Origin of the sequence: Caenimonas koreensis DSM 17982 (genome assembly GCF_009646335.1) — a bacterium.
Taxonomy (GTDB): domain Bacteria; phylum Pseudomonadota; class Gammaproteobacteria; order Burkholderiales; family Burkholderiaceae_C; genus Ramlibacter; species Ramlibacter koreensis.
Window position 1 is genome coordinate 1 of the sequence record NZ_WJBU01000026.1, and the last position, 21,343, is coordinate 21,343.

The 21,343-nt window shown below is 62.7% G+C and carries 19 protein-coding genes; 11 read left to right on the forward strand and 8 right to left on the reverse strand.

What is annotated here, in order from left to right:
• Positions 1–68: 68 nt before the first annotated feature.
• The 3 genes from GHT07_RS19695 to GHT07_RS19705 are packed head-to-tail and all read right to left on the reverse strand — an operon-like array spanning position 69 to position 3,333.
• Positions 69–923: an MBL fold metallo-hydrolase gene (locus GHT07_RS19695; RefSeq protein WP_323741028.1), complete on the reverse strand. Its 855-nt coding sequence runs from the start codon at positions 921–923 to the stop codon at positions 69–71.
• 26 nt (positions 924–949) lie between these two features.
• A complete protein-coding gene (locus tag GHT07_RS19700) occupies positions 950–2,635 on the reverse strand; it encodes an AMP-binding protein (RefSeq protein ID WP_153586818.1) in 1,686 nt (561 codons plus the stop codon).
• A 47-nt stretch (positions 2,636–2,682) separates the two neighbouring features.
• On the reverse strand, positions 2,683–3,333 hold the full coding sequence (locus GHT07_RS19705; protein ID WP_323741033.1) for an FFLEELY motif protein: 651 nt from the start codon (positions 3,331–3,333) through the stop codon (positions 2,683–2,685).
• A gap of 162 nt (positions 3,334–3,495) precedes the next feature.
• Here GHT07_RS19705 and GHT07_RS19710 point away from each other — a divergent pair, with 162 nt between their 5' ends.
• From GHT07_RS19710 to GHT07_RS19740, 7 genes are all read left to right on the forward strand, one after another.
• A complete protein-coding gene (locus GHT07_RS19710; protein WP_153586819.1) occupies positions 3,496–4,008 on the forward strand; it encodes a hypothetical protein in 513 nt (170 codons plus the stop codon).
• The gene (locus tag GHT07_RS19715) at positions 4,005–5,624 is read left to right on the forward strand and encodes a GMC family oxidoreductase (protein ID WP_153586820.1); all 1,620 of its coding nucleotides are present in this window, start codon (positions 4,005–4,007) and stop codon (positions 5,622–5,624) included. Before GHT07_RS19710 ends, GHT07_RS19715 begins: the two co-directional genes overlap by 4 nt.
• Entirely contained in the window at positions 5,624–6,559 is a 936-nt protein-coding gene (locus GHT07_RS19720; RefSeq protein WP_153586821.1) for an esterase/lipase family protein, read from the forward strand. The genes GHT07_RS19715 and GHT07_RS19720 overlap by 1 nt, the downstream gene beginning before the upstream one ends.
• 73 nt (positions 6,560–6,632) lie before the next feature.
• The gene (locus tag GHT07_RS19725; RefSeq protein ID WP_153586822.1) at positions 6,633–7,289 is read left to right on the forward strand and encodes a helix-turn-helix transcriptional regulator; all 657 of its coding nucleotides are present in this window, start codon (positions 6,633–6,635) and stop codon (positions 7,287–7,289) included.
• Positions 7,290–7,354: 65 nt separating this feature from the next.
• Positions 7,355–8,014: a Crp/Fnr family transcriptional regulator gene (locus GHT07_RS19730; protein WP_153586823.1), complete on the forward strand. Its 660-nt coding sequence runs from the start codon at positions 7,355–7,357 to the stop codon at positions 8,012–8,014.
• A 15-nt stretch (positions 8,015–8,029) separates the two neighbouring features.
• A complete protein-coding gene (locus GHT07_RS19735; RefSeq protein WP_153586824.1) occupies positions 8,030–9,085 on the forward strand; it encodes a M4 family metallopeptidase in 1,056 nt (351 codons plus the stop codon).
• Between the two features lie 25 nt (positions 9,086–9,110).
• The gene (locus tag GHT07_RS19740; RefSeq protein ID WP_153586825.1) at positions 9,111–12,341 is read left to right on the forward strand and encodes an adenylate/guanylate cyclase domain-containing protein; all 3,231 of its coding nucleotides are present in this window, start codon (positions 9,111–9,113) and stop codon (positions 12,339–12,341) included.
• A 20-nt stretch (positions 12,342–12,361) separates the two neighbouring features.
• Here GHT07_RS19740 and GHT07_RS19745 read toward each other — a convergent pair whose 3' ends face one another.
• From GHT07_RS19745 to hppD, 3 genes are all read right to left on the reverse strand, one after another.
• Positions 12,362–12,991, reverse strand: a complete 630-nt coding sequence (locus GHT07_RS19745) for a methyltransferase domain-containing protein (protein WP_153586826.1) — start codon at positions 12,989–12,991, stop codon at positions 12,362–12,364.
• A complete protein-coding gene (locus GHT07_RS19750; protein ID WP_153586827.1) occupies positions 12,988–13,479 on the reverse strand; it encodes a hypothetical protein in 492 nt (163 codons plus the stop codon). Before GHT07_RS19750 ends, GHT07_RS19745 begins: the two co-directional genes overlap by 4 nt.
• A gap of 144 nt (positions 13,480–13,623) precedes the next feature.
• Positions 13,624–14,748, reverse strand: coding sequence for a 4-hydroxyphenylpyruvate dioxygenase (gene hppD, locus GHT07_RS19755; RefSeq protein WP_153586828.1), 1,125 nt, complete (start codon positions 14,746–14,748; stop codon positions 13,624–13,626).
• A 150-nt stretch (positions 14,749–14,898) separates the two neighbouring features.
• Here hppD and GHT07_RS19760 point away from each other — a divergent pair, with 150 nt between their 5' ends.
• The 4 genes from GHT07_RS19760 (at position 14,899) to lnt (ending at position 18,568) form a co-directional block, all read left to right on the forward strand.
• Positions 14,899–15,375, forward strand: coding sequence for an Lrp/AsnC family transcriptional regulator (locus GHT07_RS19760; RefSeq protein WP_395689179.1), 477 nt, complete (start codon positions 14,899–14,901; stop codon positions 15,373–15,375).
• A 70-nt stretch (positions 15,376–15,445) separates the two neighbouring features.
• A complete protein-coding gene (locus GHT07_RS19765) occupies positions 15,446–16,102 on the forward strand; it encodes a GNAT family N-acetyltransferase (RefSeq protein ID WP_153586830.1) in 657 nt (218 codons plus the stop codon).
• 58 nt (positions 16,103–16,160) lie between these two features.
• Complete coding sequence (locus GHT07_RS19770) at positions 16,161–17,039, forward strand: HlyC/CorC family transporter (protein ID WP_323741029.1); 879 nt, start codon at positions 16,161–16,163, stop codon at positions 17,037–17,039.
• Positions 17,040–17,068: 29 nt separating this feature from the next.
• Entirely contained in the window at positions 17,069–18,568 is a 1,500-nt protein-coding gene (lnt, locus tag GHT07_RS19775) for an apolipoprotein N-acyltransferase (protein WP_153586869.1), read from the forward strand.
• Here the strand turns inward: lnt and GHT07_RS19780 are convergent.
• The gene (locus GHT07_RS19780) at positions 18,565–20,313 is read right to left on the reverse strand and encodes an N-acyl-D-amino-acid deacylase family protein (RefSeq protein WP_153586831.1); all 1,749 of its coding nucleotides are present in this window, start codon (positions 20,311–20,313) and stop codon (positions 18,565–18,567) included. The two genes, lnt and GHT07_RS19780, sit on opposite strands and share 4 nt — an antisense overlap.
• Positions 20,306–21,199 (reverse strand): bile acid:sodium symporter family protein, encoded by an 894-nt coding sequence (locus GHT07_RS19785; RefSeq protein WP_153586832.1) that lies wholly within the window; start codon positions 21,197–21,199, stop codon positions 20,306–20,308. Before GHT07_RS19785 ends, GHT07_RS19780 begins: the two co-directional genes overlap by 8 nt.
• Between the last annotated feature and the right edge of the window lie 144 nt (positions 21,200–21,343).

Here is a 21,343-nt window from a genome sequence, read left to right on the forward strand (position 1 = left end):
CGATTCGCCGAACTGCATCGCCTGCGCGCAGGCGATGCAGTTCGATCATCAACCGATCGAGCAATCGATTAACCTTGAAACCCCGGACTTCCAAAGTTTGATTGGCAGGGTGGAAGGGGGCAGGTCATCTCGCCCCACGACTCGAGAGATTCAAACGACATCTCTTGCAACTCCAACAACTTGAACTTGAGAAGTACCTTGGCAGCGTGGCCAGCATGTTTGCGAGGGCTGGCACGAAACGCCGCAAGGCGCGAGCGCGCTACATTCAAGGCCGCTGCCAAATCGTGGAAGACCGGCCCATGTCCCGGAACAATTGTGTGCGGCGCAAGTGATTCAATCAAATCGAGCGTGGATGCGACGCCATCGAAGCCATCATCACCCTCAAGTTCTGGAAAGACGACACCAAAGCCGTTTTCCCAAAGCGCATCCGCTGAAACTAAAACACGCGATTGCGGCTCGTAAAGAATCACCGAATGCGGGTCATGGCCTGGCGCGGCATGCACTTGCCACTGCCGATCGCCCAGAAGGAGCGTCGTGCCTGGATTCAAAACGTCATCGATCGAAAAACGCGGACATCCTTGCCCGGTTGGCACGTACGTCAGAGCGACCGTGTCCCAGCTACGCACGGCGTCTGCCTGACCAGGAGGAATCAGAGTCCTCAGCGCAGGATAACGAACTTGCAGTTGCTCGTTTCCGCCGCAGTGATCGCTATGCAAGTGCGTATTGATCAGCAGATCCAGCGTTTGTTCGCCTAGTGCTGCCTGAACCAGACGCAGAGTCTGCTGCGAGTGCGTCCAATACCCGCTATCTATCAATGCCGACCTTGTCGGGCCCACAAATAAAATATTGTTAGACGACAGCCATCCGCGCTCGAAGACAGTCATACCCGGCGGAAGAGCCGCGTTGATTTGCGTTGTGGGCACCGACTACTACTCGGGATGAGATGACTTCACTTGCCGGCCCGCAGTTCGCGCCGAAGGATTTTGCCAACGTTCGTTTTCGGCAGATCGTCTCGAAACTCGATGTACTTCGGGACCTTGTAGCCGGTGAGGTTCTGTCTACAGTACTTTGCAACGTCGTCTTCCGACAATGTAGGCTCGCTTTTCACGACGAACACCTTGATGGCCTCGCCCTGCTTCTCATCGGGTATTCCAATCGCTGCGCATTCAACGACGCCTGGGCAAAGTGAGATCACGTTCTCGAGTTCGTTGGGGAACACGTTGAACCCGCTGACCAGGATCATGTCCTTCTTGCGGTCCACGATCTTGGTGTAACCCTGCCGGTCCATGATGCCGATGTCGCCGGTTCGCATGAAGCCATCGCTGGTAAACGCTTTCTCGTTCTCTGCTGGCTGGTTGTAGTAGCCGCGCATGACGTTCGGCCCCCTGATACAAATCTCGCCTGATTCGCCAATGCCCAAAGACTTACCGTCGTCGTCCTTGATGGCGATATCGATCCCCGGCAACGGTAGCCCGATAGTGCCGGTAAATTCCCTGCTCGTGACAATGTTGTTGGTGCCGATCGCACACGTCTCACTCATGCCCCAGCCTTCGACCATGGGGCAGCCAGTCAATTGTTGCCATTGGCGTGCTGTGCCCTCCGACGCGGCCATGCCGCCCGCCTGGGACAGACAGAGCTGGGAGAAGTCTATCGATTTGAACTGCGGGTGCTGCATCAGCGCGTTGAATAGTGTGTTCACCGCCGGGAACAGATGGAAGGGCCGCTTCTTCAATACCTCGATGAATTTGCCGAAATCTCGTGGATTGGGCACAAGCGTGAGGTGCGAGCCCCATCGGATGGCCAGCAGACAAAGCGTCAGAGCAAAAATGTGATACAGCGGCAATGCCGCGATGCTGTTGGTCTTGCTCGGGTCTCCGATTTTCTTGAGCGCGGGAGTGAACCAAGCCTCGGCCTGCAGGATTGCCGCGACGATGTTTCGATGCGTCAGAACGGCGCCTTTCGATAGCCCCGTCGTGCCGCCTGTGTACTGCAAAAAGGCAATCGAATCCAGCGTTTGCGACACAGACTTCAACGTCATGCTCGACCCATCGGCAATGGCGCGATTGAACGGCGTCACTTTTCGGCCATCCGTCAGTGGCAGCTTGTAAGCCGGCACCATCTTGGCCAGGTGGCGCACCGCAAACGTGATCCAGGTGCCAAAAACAAACCCAAGCAGATCACCCATCGAGGCCATCACCACGTTTTTTACGGGTGTACGGTCGATCACCTCTTCCAGCGTCTTGGCAAAGTTCTCGAGGATGACGATCGTCGTCGCCCCCGAATCTCTCAGCTGATGCTCTAGTTCCCGCGGCGTGTAGAGCGGGTTCACGTTCACGCACGTATAGCCCGCCCGCAGGATCGCCGACATCGTTACCGCAAATTGCGGGATGTTGGGCAGCATGATGGCAACGCGAGCCCCGGGCTCGAGGCCCTGTGCCTGCAACCACGCACCTAGGGCCGCCGACAGCGAGTCGAGCTGGCCGTAGGTCATCCAGCGTTCCATGCAGACGGAAAACGGGCGTGAGGCGTTCTTCCTGAACGATTCCTCCAGTAGCTGCGTCAGCGAGTTGTATTCCGACGGATTCACGTCATGCGGAACACCCTCGGGGTAGGTCTTGATCCATGGCTTGTCCATTGCACACTCCTTACGCGAGCGATTGTCAAAGGCGCCGGTCAAACCGGTTAGCGGGCTTGTCCTAACGTCCGTGCCAAATCCGTCTCGCAGGCGACAAGTTCATCGTCGAACAGGCTGCGGATCAGGTCTTTCTCTCGGCTCGCGATCAGGCCCAGAAATGCCTCGGCGCCCGCCGGCCGGCGCGCCATGGCTGCAAACGTGTCGAAGCCATGCTCCAAAAAGCGCTGCAAGGAACTGAGGCCTGCAGCCGCAGCAGGTGCACGCATCATCTTCAAGAGTGTCCGCAAGCCCGCAGTGCGCGTCAGTTTTGTCATCTCGCGACCGATATCGAGCACAACGGCGAGTTGCCCTTCGCGATCAGCGCGCCGTCCCACTGTTCGCCACGCGGCCACATAGCGCGCCGCCTCGCCTGCCGTATTTGCTTCCAGCCCCGCCGAGGCGACTGCCATGGCGTGATCGAGCTCCTCGGTCAGCGCGTGAAGCTCGGCGAGAGCAACCGCCGTTGCCACAACCTGCGATGGAAAGAATCGTTCGATTGCTCCAGCGATCCGCGCAAACTGGGCGTCTCGCTCCGCGTAATCCTTGTCGCTGTACAGCTCATCGAGGAAGAACTGCGCCGCCTCGGCGTACGGGCCGCTCGCCAGCAGGTCCGTATAAGTGCCCACGAAACGGCGAGCCTGCAGATTCTTCACCTGCACCAATGCACTGCGCACTGACGGTGAAGCAGACGCCGATTCACGCAGCGCACTGACGCGCTGCACAGCGTCACGTATTTTTCGGGCGGCTTCCATGCAAACCCCGAGTCTATCTAGGCTCCGGCCCCTACAGGGCAGGCAGAACCCCATGCCATAGTGCGCCGCATGCAAAGAAGAAGGTTGTTGGCGCTGGGAGCGATCTCGGCAGCCGTTCTTGTCATAGGCGGAGGCTCCCTTGCCCTGCTGCGGCCCGGAATGGCTGATGCGCGGCTCACGCCGACAGGCAGGGGTGTATTTCTCGCGGTCAGCCAGGCCATTCTCGATGGCTCGCTGCCGACGGTGGCGGCGCAGCGCGAGTCCGCAACGGCGGCGCTGCTCGACCGCATCGACGAGCTGATTGCGGCCTTGCCGCCGCACGCGCAAGCCGAGCTCTCCCAATTGATCACGCTCCTCGCCAGTGCGCCCGGCCGGCGCGCATTGATCGGGCTGTCAGCCAGTTGGGCTGAGTCCAGTGTCGCCGAGGTCCAGCAAGGGCTGCAGTCGATGCGTGTGTCGGCCATCAGCTTGCGGCGTCAGGCGTACCAGGCGCTTCACGACATCGTGGGTGGTGCGTACTTTTCCGATTCACAGACATGGAGCGCGCTTGGGTATCCCGGGCCGCAAAAGATTGACCAATGACAGCAGTTCGTGACCCGATCCGCGAAGGTTTAAAACGCGGATGGAAAGTGTTGGGCGGCTCGCACGGCGAATTGCCTGCGACGATCACGTGCGACGTGGCGATCGTTGGCTCGGGTGCCGGCGGTGGCGTTACGGCCGAACTGCTCGCCCGCGCTGGTCTGGACGTCGTCGTCATCGAGGAAGGCCCGCTTCGCAGCAGTTCGGACTTCAAGCAGCATGAAGCAATCGCCTACCCGTCGCTCTACCAGGAGAGCGCGGCGCGAAAGACTGCCGACAAGGCGATCAACATCTTGCAGGGGCGCTGCGTTGGCGGCTCGACCACCGTCAACTGGACGAGTTCCTTCCGCACCCCGAGCAGCACCCTGCGTTACTGGCGCGAACACTACGGGCTCTCGACTTTCGACGATGACACGCTCGCGCCGTATTTCCAGCAAGCCGAGCAGCGCTTGTCGATCGGGCCTTGGCTAGTGCCGCCCAACGAGAACAACGACCTTCTGCGACGCGGCGCGGCCAAGCTGGGCATCGCGGCCGCTTCCATCTCGCGAAACGTCAAAGGTTGCTGGAACCTCGGTTCGTGCGGCATGGGCTGCCCGACAAATGCCAAGCAGTCCATGCTGGTCACGACCATTCCTGTGGCGCTCGACAAGGGTGCGCGCCTGATCGTCGAGACGCGTGTCGAGCAACTGCGCATTGCCAACGGACGTGTTCAGGCAATCGAATGCAAGTCGGTGAAGCCGAATGGAGCGCCGGTTTCGGCAGCCAGCGTACACACCACCATCATCGCCAAGCACTATGTGCTCTCGGCCGGCGCGATCAACTCGCCAGCAGTGTTGCTGCGTTCGCAGGCGCCTGATCCGCATGGGAAGCTGGGCAAACGTACGTTCCTGCATCCGGTGGTGATGTCAGCTGGCGTCATGCCGGCCAAGGTCGAAGGCTGGAGCGGCGCGCCGCAGACCATCTACACCGATCACTTTCTCGAGACGCAAGCCATCGACGGGCCCATCGGCTACAAACTGGAAGCGCCCCCATTGCACCCGGTGATTTTCGCGTCCAGCGTCTCGGGGATGGGCGCGGAGCAGGCGGCCCTGCTCAGGCAATTCCCCAACACGCATGTGTTGCTCGCTCTCTTGCGGGACGGCTTTCATGACCAGTCGCCAGGCGGCGAAGTGTCATTGCGCGCCGACGGATCGGCCAGCCTCGACTACAAGTTGACTGACTTTGTGATGGACGGTGCGCGCCGGGCGATGCTCACAATGGCAGAACTGCAATTCGCCGCAGGCGCCAAGGAAGTTTTGCCGGTGCATGAACTGGCTCGCCCCTACCAGTCCTGGACCGAAGCAAAGGCAGCCATCGCCGCGCTCCCGATGCAGCCCCTGCTCACCAAAGTAGTCAGTGCCCATGTCATGGGCGGATGCGCGGCGGCGGCCGACGAAAAGCGGGGCGTGACGCGCCCTGATGGACAGCACTGGCAACTGGCGAATCTGTCGATCCATGACGGCTCGATCTTTCCGACAAGCATCGGAGCCAATCCACAACTGTCGATCTACGGCATCACCAATCGCCTCGCACAGGGTTTGGCAAGGCGGCTCGGTGCCGACGCTGTGACGCTCGCCTGATGCAAAGTCACTCCGCGCTCGCCCGCCTGCAGCAAGTCGTCACAGTGACGCTCGCCGCCTTGTCGCTTGGGTGGTTCGCATGGCACTGGAATGCATCGCCGGGCATCGCAGTCGCCGGCTTTGTGCTCATTGCCTTTAGCTACGCCGCGTTTCTTGCGGTCGAATTTGTGGCGCTTCACTTCGTCGGTGGCGATCCACAAGCGCGCCCCGGCGCTCTCGACCTGATCCGGGCATGGGTTGGTGAAGTGATCTCGGCACCGCGAGTTTTCTGCTGGCGGCAGCCGTTCAGGTGGCGTGCCGTGCCCGACTTCCTGGGGCCGGTTGATGGCGGCCGGCGCGGCGCCGTGTTCATCCACGGCTTCGTCTGCAACCGTGGTTTCTGGAACCCCTGGCTCGATCGCCTGCGTGCGGCAGGCCACCCGTTCGTGGCGGTGAACCTGGAGCCGGTCTTCGGCTCCATCGACGAGTACGTCCCCATCATTGAAGACGCGGTCGAACGCGTGACGCGGGCCACCGGAATGCCACCCGTACTGATCTGCCACAGCATGGGCGGCCTGGCAGCGCGGGCCTGGTTGCGTGTGGCCAAAGACCATCGACGAGTGCATCGTGTTGTCACGATCGGGTCGCCGCACAACGGCACCTGGCTGGGGCGCTTCAGCCACCTGACGAATGGCCGGGAAATGCGGCTGGATGGCAAGTGGGTCCGTGAGCTTGCCAAGGCGGCAAACAGCCAGTCGCACGCGTTATTTACCTGCTGGTATTCGAACTGCGACAACATCGTCTTCCCGGTTTCCACGGCCACATTGCCCGGCGCGGACAACAGGCTCGTGCGGGGCGTCGCCCACGTGGACCTGGCCTTCGATCGTCTCGTTGTCGAAGAGACATTGGCGTTCGTGCTGGCACCCAGTGGCGATGTGAATTTCTCACAGGAATAGCGTTCATTTTTGCCAGCGCGCAGGCTCGACAGTTCCTATCCTTTGCCTACACAAAGAAGGTTGGGGGCCCGACATGGATGGACTGGCAAAACAAGGCGCTGCCGCAAGCAGCCTGCACGCCGAAGCGACTGCAGGCCTGGGTGCCGGCCTCGCGCTGCTAATGGATGAGCTGGCGCACGGCGTCCTCGTGACGGACATCGCAGGGCGCTTGCTTCACGCCAACCAGGCTGCGCGAATTGAGCTGTCGCGCACCCGTGTGATCGTGCTGCGCGATGAGGCCGTCCATGCCTGCGCGCCGGACAGCGCGCGCATCCTGCAGGAAGCGCTGGCAAGAGTCGCCAATGGCAAGCGGGGCCTCGTGAGCCTCGCCGCCCCGGTGGGTCCGTCGCTGACGCTGGTCATCCTGCCGCTTCGGCCTGCCATCCCGGGCGGGCCGATGCGCGCCGCGTGGCTCTTCTCGCGCGCCATGGTCTGCGACTCGCTCATGCTGTGCTTCTTTGCACGCGCGCATGGCCTTACTGCCGCCGAAGAGCAGGTACTCGGCATTCTGTGCCAGGGGCTGTCTGCACCAGAAGTCGCAGTTCAACTCAAGGTTGCCGTATCGACGGTGCGCAGCCATATTCGCAGCCTCTGCGCCAAGACCAAGTCCAGTGGCGTGCGTGAGCTGGTGAGTCGCATCGCCGTACTGCCACCCGTTGCGCCCGCGTTTTGGCACGAACCGATGCACTGACTGCGCGCAAGCTCGTCGGCGGCGCCCGCTCATGCTAGAGTCCGCCGGAATTGGGGAACGTCGTCATGAACATGCCTGGCCCTTCGGCGGCACAAGAAAAACTGCTCACTGCGCTCAGTCCTGGCCTTCGGCAACTTGCACTGCGCGGCACGCTTCGCAACTATCGCAAACACGCCGTCATCGTCAATGAAGGCGAGATCGGCGATTCGCTCTTTGTCCTGCTCCAGGGCCGCGTCAAGGTGTTCTCCAACGACGCGGACGGTCGTGAAATCACCTACAACGTGGTGGAGGCGGGCGACTACTTCGGTGAAATGTGGCTTGACGGAGGCCCCCGCTCTGCCTCGGTCATGACGCTCGAGCCGTGTACCTGCTCCGTCGTTGGCCGGTCCGCCTTGCGCGAGCACCTGGCGGAGGAGCCGGAATTCGCGCTCGATCTCGTCGCTCAGGTGATCCGCCGTGCGCGCGCTGCCACCGAGACGGCGCGCAACATGGCATTGCTCGACGTGTATGGCCGCGTCATCGTCACGCTTGAAAGCACGCAGGGCCCGGCCAAGCCGGGAGAGCCGATCGTTCTGACCCAAATCACTCACCAGAACATCGCCAGCCGCGTCGGCGCCTCGCGCGAGATGGTCAGCCGCCTGCTCAAGGACCTCGAAAAGGGCGGCTACATCGAACTGGGCGTCAAGCGCATCACGCTGCTGAAAAAGCTACCGGCTCGCTGGTAGCGGGCGCCTTAACCCATGAAACGCATGTCCGGCTGTGTCTGCTTCGCGGTGCCGCGAAAGTTGATCCAGCACCTGGCCGATCAATCAGACGATGAAGGTCGGGCGTTACTGCAAGCGCAGATCAAACACTCCACCGGGCTGCGCGGCCAGCGCTCGGGCCTGAGCGCCGCAGCGGCCCACCCTGAGCCTGCAACCCAGCCCTTGCAGCGCCGCGTGTACGACGCCCAGGGCCGGACCTTGCTGCCCGGCACGCTGCTGCGCGACGAGGACGACGCGCCCACGCGCGACGCGCAGGCCAATCAGGCGTACGACAACATCGGCATCGCGCTGCAGTTCTTCAAGAGCGTCATGGGGCGCGATTCGGCCGACGGCCGCGGAATGCGCATCGACACCTCGGTGCACTACGGTTTTCGATTTGCGAACGCCATGTGGACGGGCGAGCAGATGATCGTTGGCGACGGAGACGGCGCTCACTTCAAGGGGATGGCCCATTCTCTGGGCATCATTGCGCACGAGTTCTCCCATGGTGTGACCCAGCACCTGGTCAAGGGTGGCCTCGGCGTGGTGTGGCCGTCGGGCATGCCTCCCACGCTCAAAGGTGAGGCGGGTTCGCTCAATGAGTCGTTCTCGGATGTCTTCGCCAGCATGATCAAGCAGTGGCACAAGGGCCAGACCGTCGATCAGGCGGACTGGGTGATCGGCGAAGACATCTTCGCCCCGGGTGTCGGCAAGGCGGTGCGCTCCTTGAAGGCCCCCGGCAACCGGCAGGCGACTTGGGCGCAGGACGACCAGATCAGCGACTACCGGCGCTTCTCGCCAACCGACGATGCGCACAAGGCGAGCGGCATTCCCAATCATGCGTTTTATGTTGCTGCGATGGCTCTGGGCGGCAAGTCGTGGGAGACCCTTGGCCAGACCTGGCTCAAGGGGTTCGACAAGTTGCGGGCGCGCTCCACGTTCCTTGATGCAGCCCATGCGACAGTAGACGTTGCAGCGGCGCTACATGGCAAGGGCTCGAAGGCGCACGACGCCGTGAAGGCGGGCTGGAAAGCCGTCAATGTGATGGTCTGACACCGCGCGCGCGTAACATGCGCGCATGGAGTGCCACGGGTGTCACGCACCTAATCCCGAGACGAACCGATTTTGCGAAAACTGCGGCAGCGCGCTCGCGCGGCAGTGTTCGTCGTGCGGTTTTGCCATTGCGCCTGCAGCCCGGTTCTGCGGCGGGTGTGGCACGCCCCTGGGCCGCGCTGCGGCAGCCGCTCCCGCCACGCGGCCTGTCGCACTCGCTGGAGTCACACCTGCCCATGGGTGGGGTGAACTCAAGCAGGCCACAGTCCTCTTCGCGGACGTCGTCAGTTCAACAGAGCAGATTGCATTGCTCGACCCAGAGCAGGCCATGGAGCGCCTGCAGCCTGCAGTGATGGCGATGTGTGAAGTCGTCGAGCGATTTGGCGGCACCGTCATACGCACACTCGGCGACGGCGTGATGGCTTTGTTCGGCGTGCCGCGCGCACTGGAAGGCCATGCGCGGCTTGCTTGCGAGTCGGCGCTGCAAATGCAGGCGGCGTTCAACGAACCACATGGCCTGCGCATTCGCGTAGGCCTGCACTCCGGGCTTGTTGCCTCCGACCCGCATGCGCAAGACGGCGGCAAAGGAGGCGGCGCGCACGGCCTGACGATCCACCTGGCCAGCCGCGTCATCGGCGTCGCACCGCCCGGCGGCGTGACCATCACGCTGGACTGTTACTCGCTCGTGCGCGGGCTCGTCGACGCAGAATCGATCGGCCTCGTGGCACTCAAGGGCATTTCCGAGCAGGTGGAGATATTCGCACTCGAAGGGCTCAAGCCCGCGTTCGCCAGCCAGCACTTCAACCAGGCCAAGCTCACACCATTTCGCGGGCGCGACAAAGAACTCGCGTTGCTGCAGCAAGCCCAGCGGCTGACCGAAGCTGGCAACGCACAAGTCTTCGGTGTGAGCGGTGGGCCCGGCTCGGGCAAGAGTCGCCTGTGTTTTGAATTTGCGCAGTGGTGCCGTGCACGCGGCCGCCCGGTGTTCGAAGTCAGGGCGCAGCTGTATGGCAGCGCAACGCCCCTGCAGCCGGTTCTCGAGTTGATGCGCGTCTTTTTCTTTGGCATCAATGCCAACGATGCACCTGGCGTGGCGCGCACGCGCATCGAAGCGCGGCTGCGGGAGATGGGATCTGCGCAACCGGGTGACTACGCGCTGCTATGCGACTTTCTTGGTGTGGCCGAAGCTGCTGAAGATGCGGCGCCGCCTTTGCCGGCCAAGGCCCGCCGTGCCAGGTTGCTTTCCATCGTCACGGCACTCGTCAAGCACTCTGCGAACACGGTGGCCGTGATCCTCATCGAGGACATGCACTGGCTGGACGACGCCAGCGAGGAATTCGTCGCAGCGCTTGTCGAAGCAGTGGCTTCGACCAAGACGATGGTGGTGCTCAATTACCGCTCGTCTTACCGCTCCCCCTGGGCCGGACTTGAGAATTTCGGCGAGGTTGAAATCGGGGAGCTGAGCGCTGCGGACACCGATGCGCTCGTGCGCGAGCTGATCAGCCATCGCCGCGAATTCCAGGACATCTCGCAGCTGATTGCGAAGCGAAGCGGAGGCAACCCCTTCTTCGCGGAAGAACTGGTCCGCTCAGTGGCCGAGCGCGGGATGCTGTCAGGCGATCCATCGCACGGCAGCAACGGGATCGAGTCGGTCGAGCGGGCGCTGCCAGCCACGGTGCAGGCGGTGATTGGTGCGCGGATCGACAGGCTGAGCGAATCTGAAAAGTCATTGCTGCAGATGTGCGCCATCATCGGCAAGGAAGTGCCGATGGCCGTGCTCGACAAAGTCGCCGGCGCCACGCGCGCGCAGATCGAGCGCGCGATGGACTCGTTGTGCCAGTCCGAGCTGATCCAGCCGCAACCGGCCGCGGGCGGTCGGCGCTTCACGTTCCGCCACCCGTTGATCCAGGAAGTTGCGTACGGCACGCAGATGAAAGCCAAGCGCGCGACCATCCATGCGGCGGTCGCATCAGCGATGGTCACCTACTACGCCGACCAGCTCGACGAATTCTCTGCGCTGGTCGCACACCACTACGAAGCGGCGGGGCAGGTGCTGGAAGCGGCGTCGTACTCCTCACGCGCAGCGCAGTGGCTCGGCTCCACCAACCCGGCGCAAGCCATTGAACAGTGGCACAAAGTGCGTAACCTGCTCTCGGGCTACGCCGCTGATGAGCGGGCCGACAGGCTCAAGGCCATGGCGTGCAGCCAGATATCGCTGTTGGGCTGGCGTGAAGGCCTCAACCTCGAACAGGTCCAGCCCTTCATCGACGAAGCCATGCAGTTGGCTGTCAAGGTCGACAAGCGGCTGACGCAGTTGCTCCTGACGATCGAAGGGCGCATGTTGCAAGCCAGCGGAGGGCCTGCCGACTGGTATGTGCAGCGAGTCGAGGAAGCGCTGGGGATGGTCGATCGCGATGCGGACAAGGGCCGGCTGGCCACTTTGCACTCCGCGCTCAGCCAGGCTTACGGCTGGGCCGGCCTGCTCAATCACGCGCTCGCCGCGAACGATGCTGCGTTGGCGGGCCTCTCGCATATCGATCGGGCAGATCACGAATTCATGGGCTTCTCGGTCGGGCAGTGGGCCATGGGCATGCGAGGCCGCCTTTTGATGCGGTGCGATCGCGCAGCCGAGGCCGACGATGCGTGGCGGGGCATGCTCGAAGTGCAAGGCAACCCGGATCCGACAGTGCACATCATTCGCCATCTGGCGCACGTTGAGTTTGCCTGGTGCAAGGATGACGCCGCGCTCGCGCAAGAGCATGCCGACAGCATTGCGCTGCTCGCCGAACGCCACCCCGTTCCGTACTTGCGGCCCGTCGCACTGAGTTGCCGTGCGATGGCGTTGACGGTGGCGGGCGACTACGCGGGCGCCAGCAAGGCATTCGAAGAGGCGCTCTGGGTCGTACGTACATCGAATGTCGCGACCGAATACGAGACGGACATCCTGTCCGGCCACGCCGAATGCAAGCGGCGCGAAAAGAAGCTCGAGGTGGCCCGCGCCCTGGCCGAGGAAGCGCTTGACGTGTCGCGCCAGCGGACGATGCGCCTGTCTGAGTGTCGAGCCCTCATCACGCTGGGCGCCACCATGCTGCAAGAGCCTGATGCCGACTTGGACGGTGCTGCGCAGATGTTCGAGGCTGCGCACGAGCTGATCGAGCTCACCGGCGCTGCCATCTACCGCGGCCACCTTGACGCCGCGCGTGAGCAGTGGCGGCAAATCGCCCACTCGCTTGCGGCGGCACACGTCAAGGCCTGAACGCGCAACCCGGCGAGCCTCTAGCGCACCAGCAGCGTGAATTCGTTCTGGCCGTAGTCCTCGATGATCTCGACGGCGCGTCGCAATTGCTGCCGACAAAAAGCGACCCACGGATCCGGCTCCGTGCGATAGAGCTGCGGCACGGCGTCCGCGTCATCCACAGGCAACATGAAATTCACCGCAAAGCCGTTCGAGCTGCACGCATTGAGGTTTTGTAGCGTCGCCTGCACAGCGGCTTCCCATGCCTGGCGTGTGGCGTCGAGCTTGACGTTGAAGATGCCGCTTGCAATGGAGTAGTGGGCCATCCGGTCGCATTGGTGGCCGACAGAAAACGCGGTGCGTGCACGTTGCCCCCATTTGCGCCGCGCTTGCTCGATCATCGCAGCCGACAAGTCGATGCCCGAGTAGTCGATGCGCGCTGCGCGGTGGCGCAGCTCGATCAAGTCGAGTGCCGCGCCCCAGCCACAACCCAGGTCGTTCAATGACGTGCCCTGCGCGAAGTCCACAACCTTCAGCAGCTTGACCAGGCGCAGTTGCAGCGAAGGCGTGCTGGGCCAATCTACGCCCAACGCCGTCGCGCCGTACTTTTCGACCTTGCCGGTGTAATACGCCTCCACCGCGCGGTGGACACCGGCATGCGGCGAGGTCACTTCTTGCGCGTGTTCTGCTCGAGCGGCAGCGAGATGACGAGGTAGTCCTGCTTCATGTAGAACAAGGGGCGTGCGCTTTCGGTGATGATCACGCGGTCGCTGTCTTTGGACGCAGTACGGTCATGCAGCTCGAAGTAAACGGGCAATGGCTTCTTGGCCGAGAGATTAGCCACGAGTGCCTTCACGATCGCGGCGTCGCCGGTGAGGCCCGCCACATTGGACTTCGCCTTGCGCAGGCTGCGCAGGTACCCGTGGAACGACTCTGTCACCTGCGCGTTCGAAGAGCCCGCCAGATTGAGCAGAGCGATGCTGCGCTCGAAGGGGCGGCCCACCTTGAACACCTCGAACTCCTTTTGAAGCTCGACCATCTCTTGCAGGCCATGGGGCGGGGATTTGGTCTTCGCGTCCAGTTTGGGCGCGAACCTCAGATTCAACTTCTCCTGCAAGCTGCCGACATAGATGTCGTGCTCTTTCATGAATGCGCCCATGTGGCGTGCCCCTCGATATTGCGTTGATTGGACGCCTGCACACGTCAGACTTGTGCAAGACAAATCAGTGTAAGCAGTAGTTTCAATGTTGACTAGTCACCTGGGCGCGCGGGCTAGTCAATATGGAGGGCGCGTGCGATGCGCTTACTTCTTTTCAAGTACGCCGCGGCGCATCTGGTCAAGCTCCATGGTCTCGAACAGTGCCTTGAAATTGCCTTCGCCAAAACCCTCGTTGCCCTTGCGCTGGATGAACTCGAAGAAGATCGGGCCGAGCTGGTTTTCACTGAAGATCTGCAGCAGCAGGTCACCCGGCTTGCCATCGACCAGGATGTTGCGCGACTGCAGCCCGCCGATGTCTTCGCCGTGGTCAGGTATGCGCTTGGGCAGCAACTCGTAATACGTGTCGCTCGTCTCCAACAACTTGATGCCCTGCAGCTGCAAGGCGTCCACGGTGTCGTAAAGGTTGGTCGAACCCATGGCGATGTGCTGGATGCCTTCGCCCTGGTAGCGGTCGAGATATTCCTGGATCTGCCCGGCTTTCTCGTTGCCTTCCTCATTGATCGGGATACGGATCTTTCCGCAGGGACTGGTCATCGCCTTGCTCTTGACGCCGGTGGACTGGCCCTCGATGTCGAAGTAGCGCACTTCCCGGAAATTGAAGAGGCGTTCGTAGAAGCCGGACCACTCGGCCATCCGGCCGCGATGCACGTTGTGGGTGAGGTGGTCGATGTAGGTCAAACCATGCCCGACGGGGTTGAGTTCGGCTCCGGGAAGCGGCTCGAAGTCCACGTCGAAGAAGCCGATGTTGCCGATGGCGCCCTCTTGCGCGCCGTTCTTGCCGCGCCAGCGGTCGATCAGGTAAATGATCGAGTCGCCAATGCCCTTGATGGCCGGAATGTTCAGCTCGCCCGGGCCGGCCTGGCCTGCATAGCCCCAGGCGCCCAGTGAAATGGCACGCTCATAAGCTGCCTTGGCGTCCTGGACGCGGAACGCGATCGCGCAGACGCTAGGCCCGTGCAAGCGCGCGAAACGCTGCGCGAACGAGTCCGGCTCGGCATTGATGATGAAGTTGATGCCGCCTTGACGATACAGCGTCACGTTCTTGTGGCGATGCCTGGCAATCGCCTTGAAGCCCATCCGCACAAACAAGTCCCCCATGGCCTTGGGGTCCGGCGCAGCGTATTCGATGAACTCGAAGCCATCCGTGCCCATCGGGTTCTCCCAGCCTGCAAATCGATGGGTCAAGGACTCGGGGAGTGCTTTGTTCATGTTGTCTCCAGAAGGTGGCAGGCTACTAAATACGCCTGCAAAGCGGCAAAGGCGTGAAAAGCGAGACTGTAGGTCGCGCTGCGTTCAGTTTTATGGCGTCGCAAAGCGTAAAAAGTGCCGTTTGAGCAATAATCCTGCGTAATGACTGGGATGACTTCATTTGACAAGCTGGATCGCGCCATCCTGCGCCGATTGCAGGAGAACGGGCGTGAAACCTACGATGTGATCGGCGCCGAAGTCGGCCTCTCCGCCAGTGCGGTGTTGCGCCGGGTCAAGCGCCTGGAAGACGCTGGCGTCATCGACCGCTACGTGGCGCTTGTCAAACCGGAATCCGTCGGCCTCGGCCTGACCGCCTACCTGAACGTGCGCCTGGAAAAGCACACGGAGACCCACAAGCGCAACCCGATGGACCTGTTTCGCGCCAGCGTACAGGGCTGGCCCGAAGTCGTCGAATGTGCCGCGCTGACTGGCGAGATGGATTTCCTGCTGCGCGTGCTGGTCCAGGACATGGCGCACTACAGCCGTTTCATCATGGACACCCTGCTCAAGCACCCGTCAGTGCAGGACTGCAAAACCAGCTTTGTGCTCGACCGTGTCAAGGCGACGACGGCCGTTCCGCTTACGTAGAAGTACGTGCTCGCTGCTCAGCAAGACCCTTTTGGCTTGCGCCCCTAGTAAAAACCCTTAAATTGCGTGCATGACTGAGTTACCACAGGTCAGCACATCGCAGGTGGTGGTCCCGATCCGATCATTGGGGCCGAGCCATCGCGAGCGCATCGCCATTCACCTGATGGCGCTCGACCCGCACGACCGTTACTTGCGTTTTGGCTATGCAGCCAATGACGAGCAGATCACGCGCTATGTCGCGGGCCTGGACTTTGACCGCGACGACATCTTCGGAATTTACAACCGCAACCTTGAATTGCTGGCTGTGGCGCACCTGGCCTTTGCCGAAGACGCCAAGCTTGAATCGTGCGCCGAATTCGGCGTTTCAGTGCTCAAGAAGGCGCGCGGCCGCGGCTTCGGAGCCCGGCTCTTCGAGCGCGCTGTCATGCACGCGCGCAACGAAGGCGTGGACATGATGTTCATCCACGCACTGACCGAAAACACGGCCATGCTCAAGATCGCGCGCAATTCAGGCGCCTCGCTCGAGCGTGTGGGCTCGGAAACAGACGCCTTCCTGCGTTTGCCGCCTGCCACGCTCGACAGCCGGATGAGCGAAATCGTGGAAGAGCAGATTGCGCTGACTGACTACCGCCTGAAGGTGCAGGCGAAGAATTTCTGGGACTTTCTTCAGAACGTCGGCGAAGTGCGGCGCGGTGTGCGCGAAGGCCGCCACAGGTCCGGCAGCTGACCTGTTTTCAGCTATCCTGTTGGTCCCCTCACCACAGCAAGTCCTGCACACACGCCTCGTGTCCGACCCGCATCCTGCGCGACCTTCCACCGAACGGGAAGACAAGCGCACCTTCCTGCAGAAGATCGCCGAATTCATCCACCCCGGTCCCGATTCAAAGGCCGAGCTGATCGAGTCGCTGGCTGAGGCGCAGGAGAACGACATCATCGGCGCGGAATCCCGCGTGATGCTCGAAGGCGTGATCCGCATGGCCGACCTGACGGCTGCCGACGTGATGGTCGACGCGCCGCGGATGGACTTGCTGAACATCGATGCACCCTTTGACGAGCTGCTCGCCATCGTGATCGACACGGCGCATTCACGCTTCCCTGTTTTCGAGGGCGACCGCGAAAACATCATCGGCATCCTCATGGCCAAGGACCTGCTCAAGCTGCAGCGTGCACCTGAGCTGAACATCCGCGCCTTGCTGCGCCCGGCCGTGTTCGTTCCCGAGAGCAAGGGCCTTAACGATTTGCTGCGCGACTTCCGCGGCAACCGCAATCATCTCGCCATCACTATTGACGAGTTCGGCCGCACGGCTGGCCTCGTCACGATCGAGGACGTGCTCGAACAAATCGTTGGCGAGATCGAGGACGAGTTCGACATCGACGACAACGAAGGCGACATCTTCGGCCTGGCCGACAGAACCTACCGCGTCAGCGGCGACACCGCCATTGACCGCGTCGAAGAAGCCTTTGGCGTGCGCATCGCCCCCACTGACGCCGAGCAGGACTTCAACACGATTGGCGGGCTGATCGCGCATGAGATGGGCCATGTGCCCAAGCGCGGCGAACACCACGTGCTGGGCGGCCTGAACTTCCTCGTGCTGCACACCAAGGGCGGCGCCGTGCGCTGGTTCAAAGTGTCGCCAGTCAGCGTCGAAGACGCGACGGGCTGACGCCTGTGGGCCTGCACATTGCCATCGCCATGCTGGCGGGAGTGGCACAGGCGATGTCGATTGCCGCGCCATGGGACGGCCAACCGCAATGGTGGCTGCAGATCCTGTCGCTCGCCGTCATCGCATGGAGCATTGCTGCCACACCGAACTGGAAGCCGGCAGCGATGCGAGCCTGGGCATTCGGCACGGCATGGCTCGTCGGCACCTGGTGGTGGCTGTTCATTTCCATGCACACCTACGGCGGTCTGGCGGCGCCGCTCGCGGCCATGGCGGTGCTAGGCCTCGCCGCGTTTCTGTCACTCTATTGCGCGCTCGCAGGCGCCGTGATCCGCGGGCTGCACAGCGGCAACCGCGGCATTGATGCGTTGCTCTTTGCGTGCGTCTGGCTTGCGGCGGAGCTGCTGCGTGTCACGTTGTTCACGGGTTTTCCGTGGGGTGAGGGCGGTTACGCACATGTGGACGGGCCGCTCGCATTTCTCGCGCCGTATGTGGGCGTTCACGGCATCACACTGGTTGCTGCATGGCTCGCTTGCCTGCTCGCGCAACTGGCCATGGCAATGCCGGCGCCAAGGTGGACGGGCTGGGTCGCACCGGGCCTGGCCGTCGCAGTCATCGCCGCAGGCAACCTGGTAGCGGTGCCGGCAGACGGCGCAACCACACAGCCCAAGCTCACCGTCGCGCTGCTGCAGGGGAACATTCCGCAAGACGAGAAGTTCGAAAGCGGCTCCGGCATCCCTCTTGCACTGGAGTGGTACGGCGTGCAGCTGCGCGATACGAAGGCGAGCCTGACGGTCGCGCCCGAAACTGCCATCCCGATGCTGCCGCAGCAATTGCCTGAGGGCTATCTCGACGCCGTCACCCAGCGTTTTTCCAAGGGTGACCAGGCCGCACTGGTGGGCATACCGCTAGGCAGTTTCCGTGACGGTTACACGAACTCGGCGCTTGCGTTCAAAGCCGGCGCCCAGCCCTATCGCTACGACAAGCATCACCTCGTGCCGTTCGGCGAATTCATCCCGCCGCTGTTCAAGTGGTTCGTGCAGATGATGAGCATTCCATTGGGCGACTTCAACCGCGGCTCGCTCACGCAGCCGTCGTTCGAGTGGCAGGGCCAGCGCATCGCGCCCAACATCTGCTACGAAGACCTGTTCGGCGAAGAGCTCGGCGTTCGATTCGCGCAGCCCGAGAGTGCGCCCACCATTTTTGCGAACGTGAGCAACATCGGCTGGTTTGGCGACAGCACGGCCATTGACCAGCACCTGCAGATCAGCCGCATGCGCTCGCTGGAATTCCAGCGGCCCATGCTGCGCGCAACCAACACAGGCGCCACCGTGATCATTGACCACCGCGGCCGTGTGACACATTCGCTTGCGCGCATGACGCGCGGCGTGCTCACCGGCGAAGTCGATGGCCGCACCCATATCACACCCTACGCGGCGTGGGTGTCGCAACTCGGGCTGTGGCCGTTCTGGCTGCTCGCCTTGGGGATGACGGGGTTGGCTGCGTGGCGGCGCCGGGTCACTGGCGGCTAGCGCATCCGCACCAGCCTGCCCGGGCGTGCCTGCGTGATTTCGCCTTCGCGCGCAACCGCTTCGCCTCGCACCCACGTGCCCGCATAGCCTTCTGCCTTCTGCAGGAAGCGCCGCCCGCCAGCGGGCAGGTCGCGCACGAGTTGCGGCATGCCCATGTTCAGGCGCTGCGGATCGATCACATTGATGTCCGCACGCATACCTGGCGAAATCACGCCGCGATCGACAAGGCGCAGGTAGCGGGCATTGCGTGCCGACATCATCTCTACGGCACGGCCCAGCGGAATCTTGTCCTGGGCGCGGTCGCGAACCCAGTGCGTGAGCATGAAGGTGGTGAAGCTCGCGTCGCACACCGTGCCGACATGCGCGCCGGCATCGCTCAGTCCAAACAGAGCGCGAGGGTGATCGAGCATCTTGCGCACAGGATTCAAGGTGCCGTCGTTGTAGTTGAAGATCGGGAAGTAGACGAGGTTGCTGCCGTCGCCTTCGCTGAACCAGTCGTACAGCGCCTCCAGCGCCGACACGCCGCGCTGCTTGGCGCGCACGAGAAAACTCTGCATCACGCTCGGCTCGTAATCAAGCCGGCCGTCGAGCGGGAACATGCGCCCTGAAATCATTTCGATGCGTGCCAGCAGCACATCGACCAGCGGCGGAATCGGCGTGCCATCACCCGCCAGCCGGTCCGACTTTTCCGAGAGGATGCGCGCCTTGCGCGCCGGAATCCGCATGGCGGCAGCGCGCTGGGCCAGCGGCAGATGCGCGATGGCCTTGTAGCCCGGAAAGCCCATGAACGGATGAAAGCTCGCGTCCAGGCCATTGATCACGCCAATGCCGCGCGGAGCGGTCTGCAGGTACAGCGGCAAGCCGCGCTCAACGGCGGCTTCGGCGCGCTGTTGAATGGCGACCACCTGCTCGCCGCCCGGGTCGCGCTGCAACCACGTCATCGACACGGGGCGCTGCGACGCGACGGCGAGTTGCTCGACGAGATCGAACTCCGCATCGAAGCGCTGTGGGCCCTGCATCAGGTCGAAGTCGCTCACCATCTGCACGACGCCGTGGCGCAGATCCTCGAAGGCGCGCGCAATGCCTGTCAGCTCGGCGGCGCTCGCCTCGGCAGCCGGCGTCTCTTTGCCTTCCGCCGTGCGATGGTTGTCGCTGCGCCCGGTGCTAAAGCCCACAGCACCGGCGATGAGCGCATCGCGCAAGAGCGCGCGCATTGTCACGATGTCTGCCAGTGTCGCGGCCTCCCCGGCCACGGCACGCTCGCCCATCACGTACATGCGCAGTGGGTCGTGCGGCACCTGCACGAGGTAGTCGAGGCTGCGCGCCTCGCGCTCGAGCGCATCCATGTACTGCGGAAACGACTGCCAGTTCCAGCGGATGCCTTCATGCAGCGCCGCGCCCGGAATGTCTTCCACACCTTCCATCAGCTTGATCAGGCCGTCTTCGCCGCCTGGCCGCACCGGCGCAAAACCCACGCCGCAATTGCCCATCACGACCGTGGTCACGCCGTGGTGGATGCTGGGGCTGAAGTTTTCGTCCCACGTCGCCTGCCCGTCGTAGTGCGTGTGAATATCGACGAAGCCCGGCGTGACCCACGCACCGCTCGCATCGACGGTCTCACGCGCTGGCGAGGTGATCTTGCCGACTTCCACAATCAGTCCATCGCGCACGCCCACATCAGCGGTGAATGGCTCGCCACCATTGCCGTCGGCAACGGTGCCGCCGCGAATCAGAAGATCAAGCATGCTGCGGCTCCCCTTTGCGTGCACGGCCGTCCTGCCAGCGCCAGAAATAGGCGCAGGCCAGGCCGCTCACGATGTGCCAGATGCCCCACAGGCTGGCGATGGTCACCATGCCGAGGTCGGAGTTGAATTGAACGGCGATGATGCCCAGCGCGAGCCCCGAGTTCTGCATGCCGCCTTCGATCATCACCGCGCGCCGGTCGCGCACCGAGACGCCCATCGCTTTGCTCGTCGCCCATCCGAAGAACAGGCCGCTGGCGTTGTGCACGATGACGATCAGCAGGGTCGAGAGCAGCCCCAACGTCAGCAGCTGCCGTTCCTTGATCAGGCCCACGACGATGAACGCCAGCAGCGCCATCAGCGAAAAATTGGCCAACGGTTTCTGGATGCGGGCTGTGAGCAGCGGCAGCCGGTGGCCGAATGCCAGCCCGAGCGCCATCGGGATCGCGAGCAGCAGCAGCAAGCTGATCCAGATCTCGGAGGCGTCGATGCTCAGCGTGCGCAGCCACGAAGCCGTGACAGGGTTGCTCGCCACCATCCAGCTGAAATTGAATGGCGTGAGGACCAGCGCCATCAACGCCGCGACTGCCGAGACGCTCACCGACAGTGCCGTATTGCCGCGCCCGAAATGCGTGATCACGTTGCTCAGGCTGCCACCCGGGCAGGCGGCGACAAGAATCATGGCGGCCTCCACATTCGGGGGCAGGTCGAGCGCGAGGGTGGCCAGCCATGTGCCCACGGGCAGCAGGATGAACTGCGGAATCAGCCCGCAGATGACGGCACGCGGCGTTTGCGCGACACGGCGGAAATCGTCCAGCCGCAGTTCAAGCGCCACGGAAAACACCATTGTGGCGAGCACCAGGCTCAGGATGATTTGCTGCGTCGTCATGCCTTGACCTCCCAGGGGCTGAAGGTTAAACCAGTCTGGAGCCGTAAAATCGAGTGTTTACGCGGGCGCATCGCCCATTTGCCGGTTCCATTTCCGGTTCACATGCCGGGCCAAGACCCGCTGATTGCGGCCCCACTTCACCAC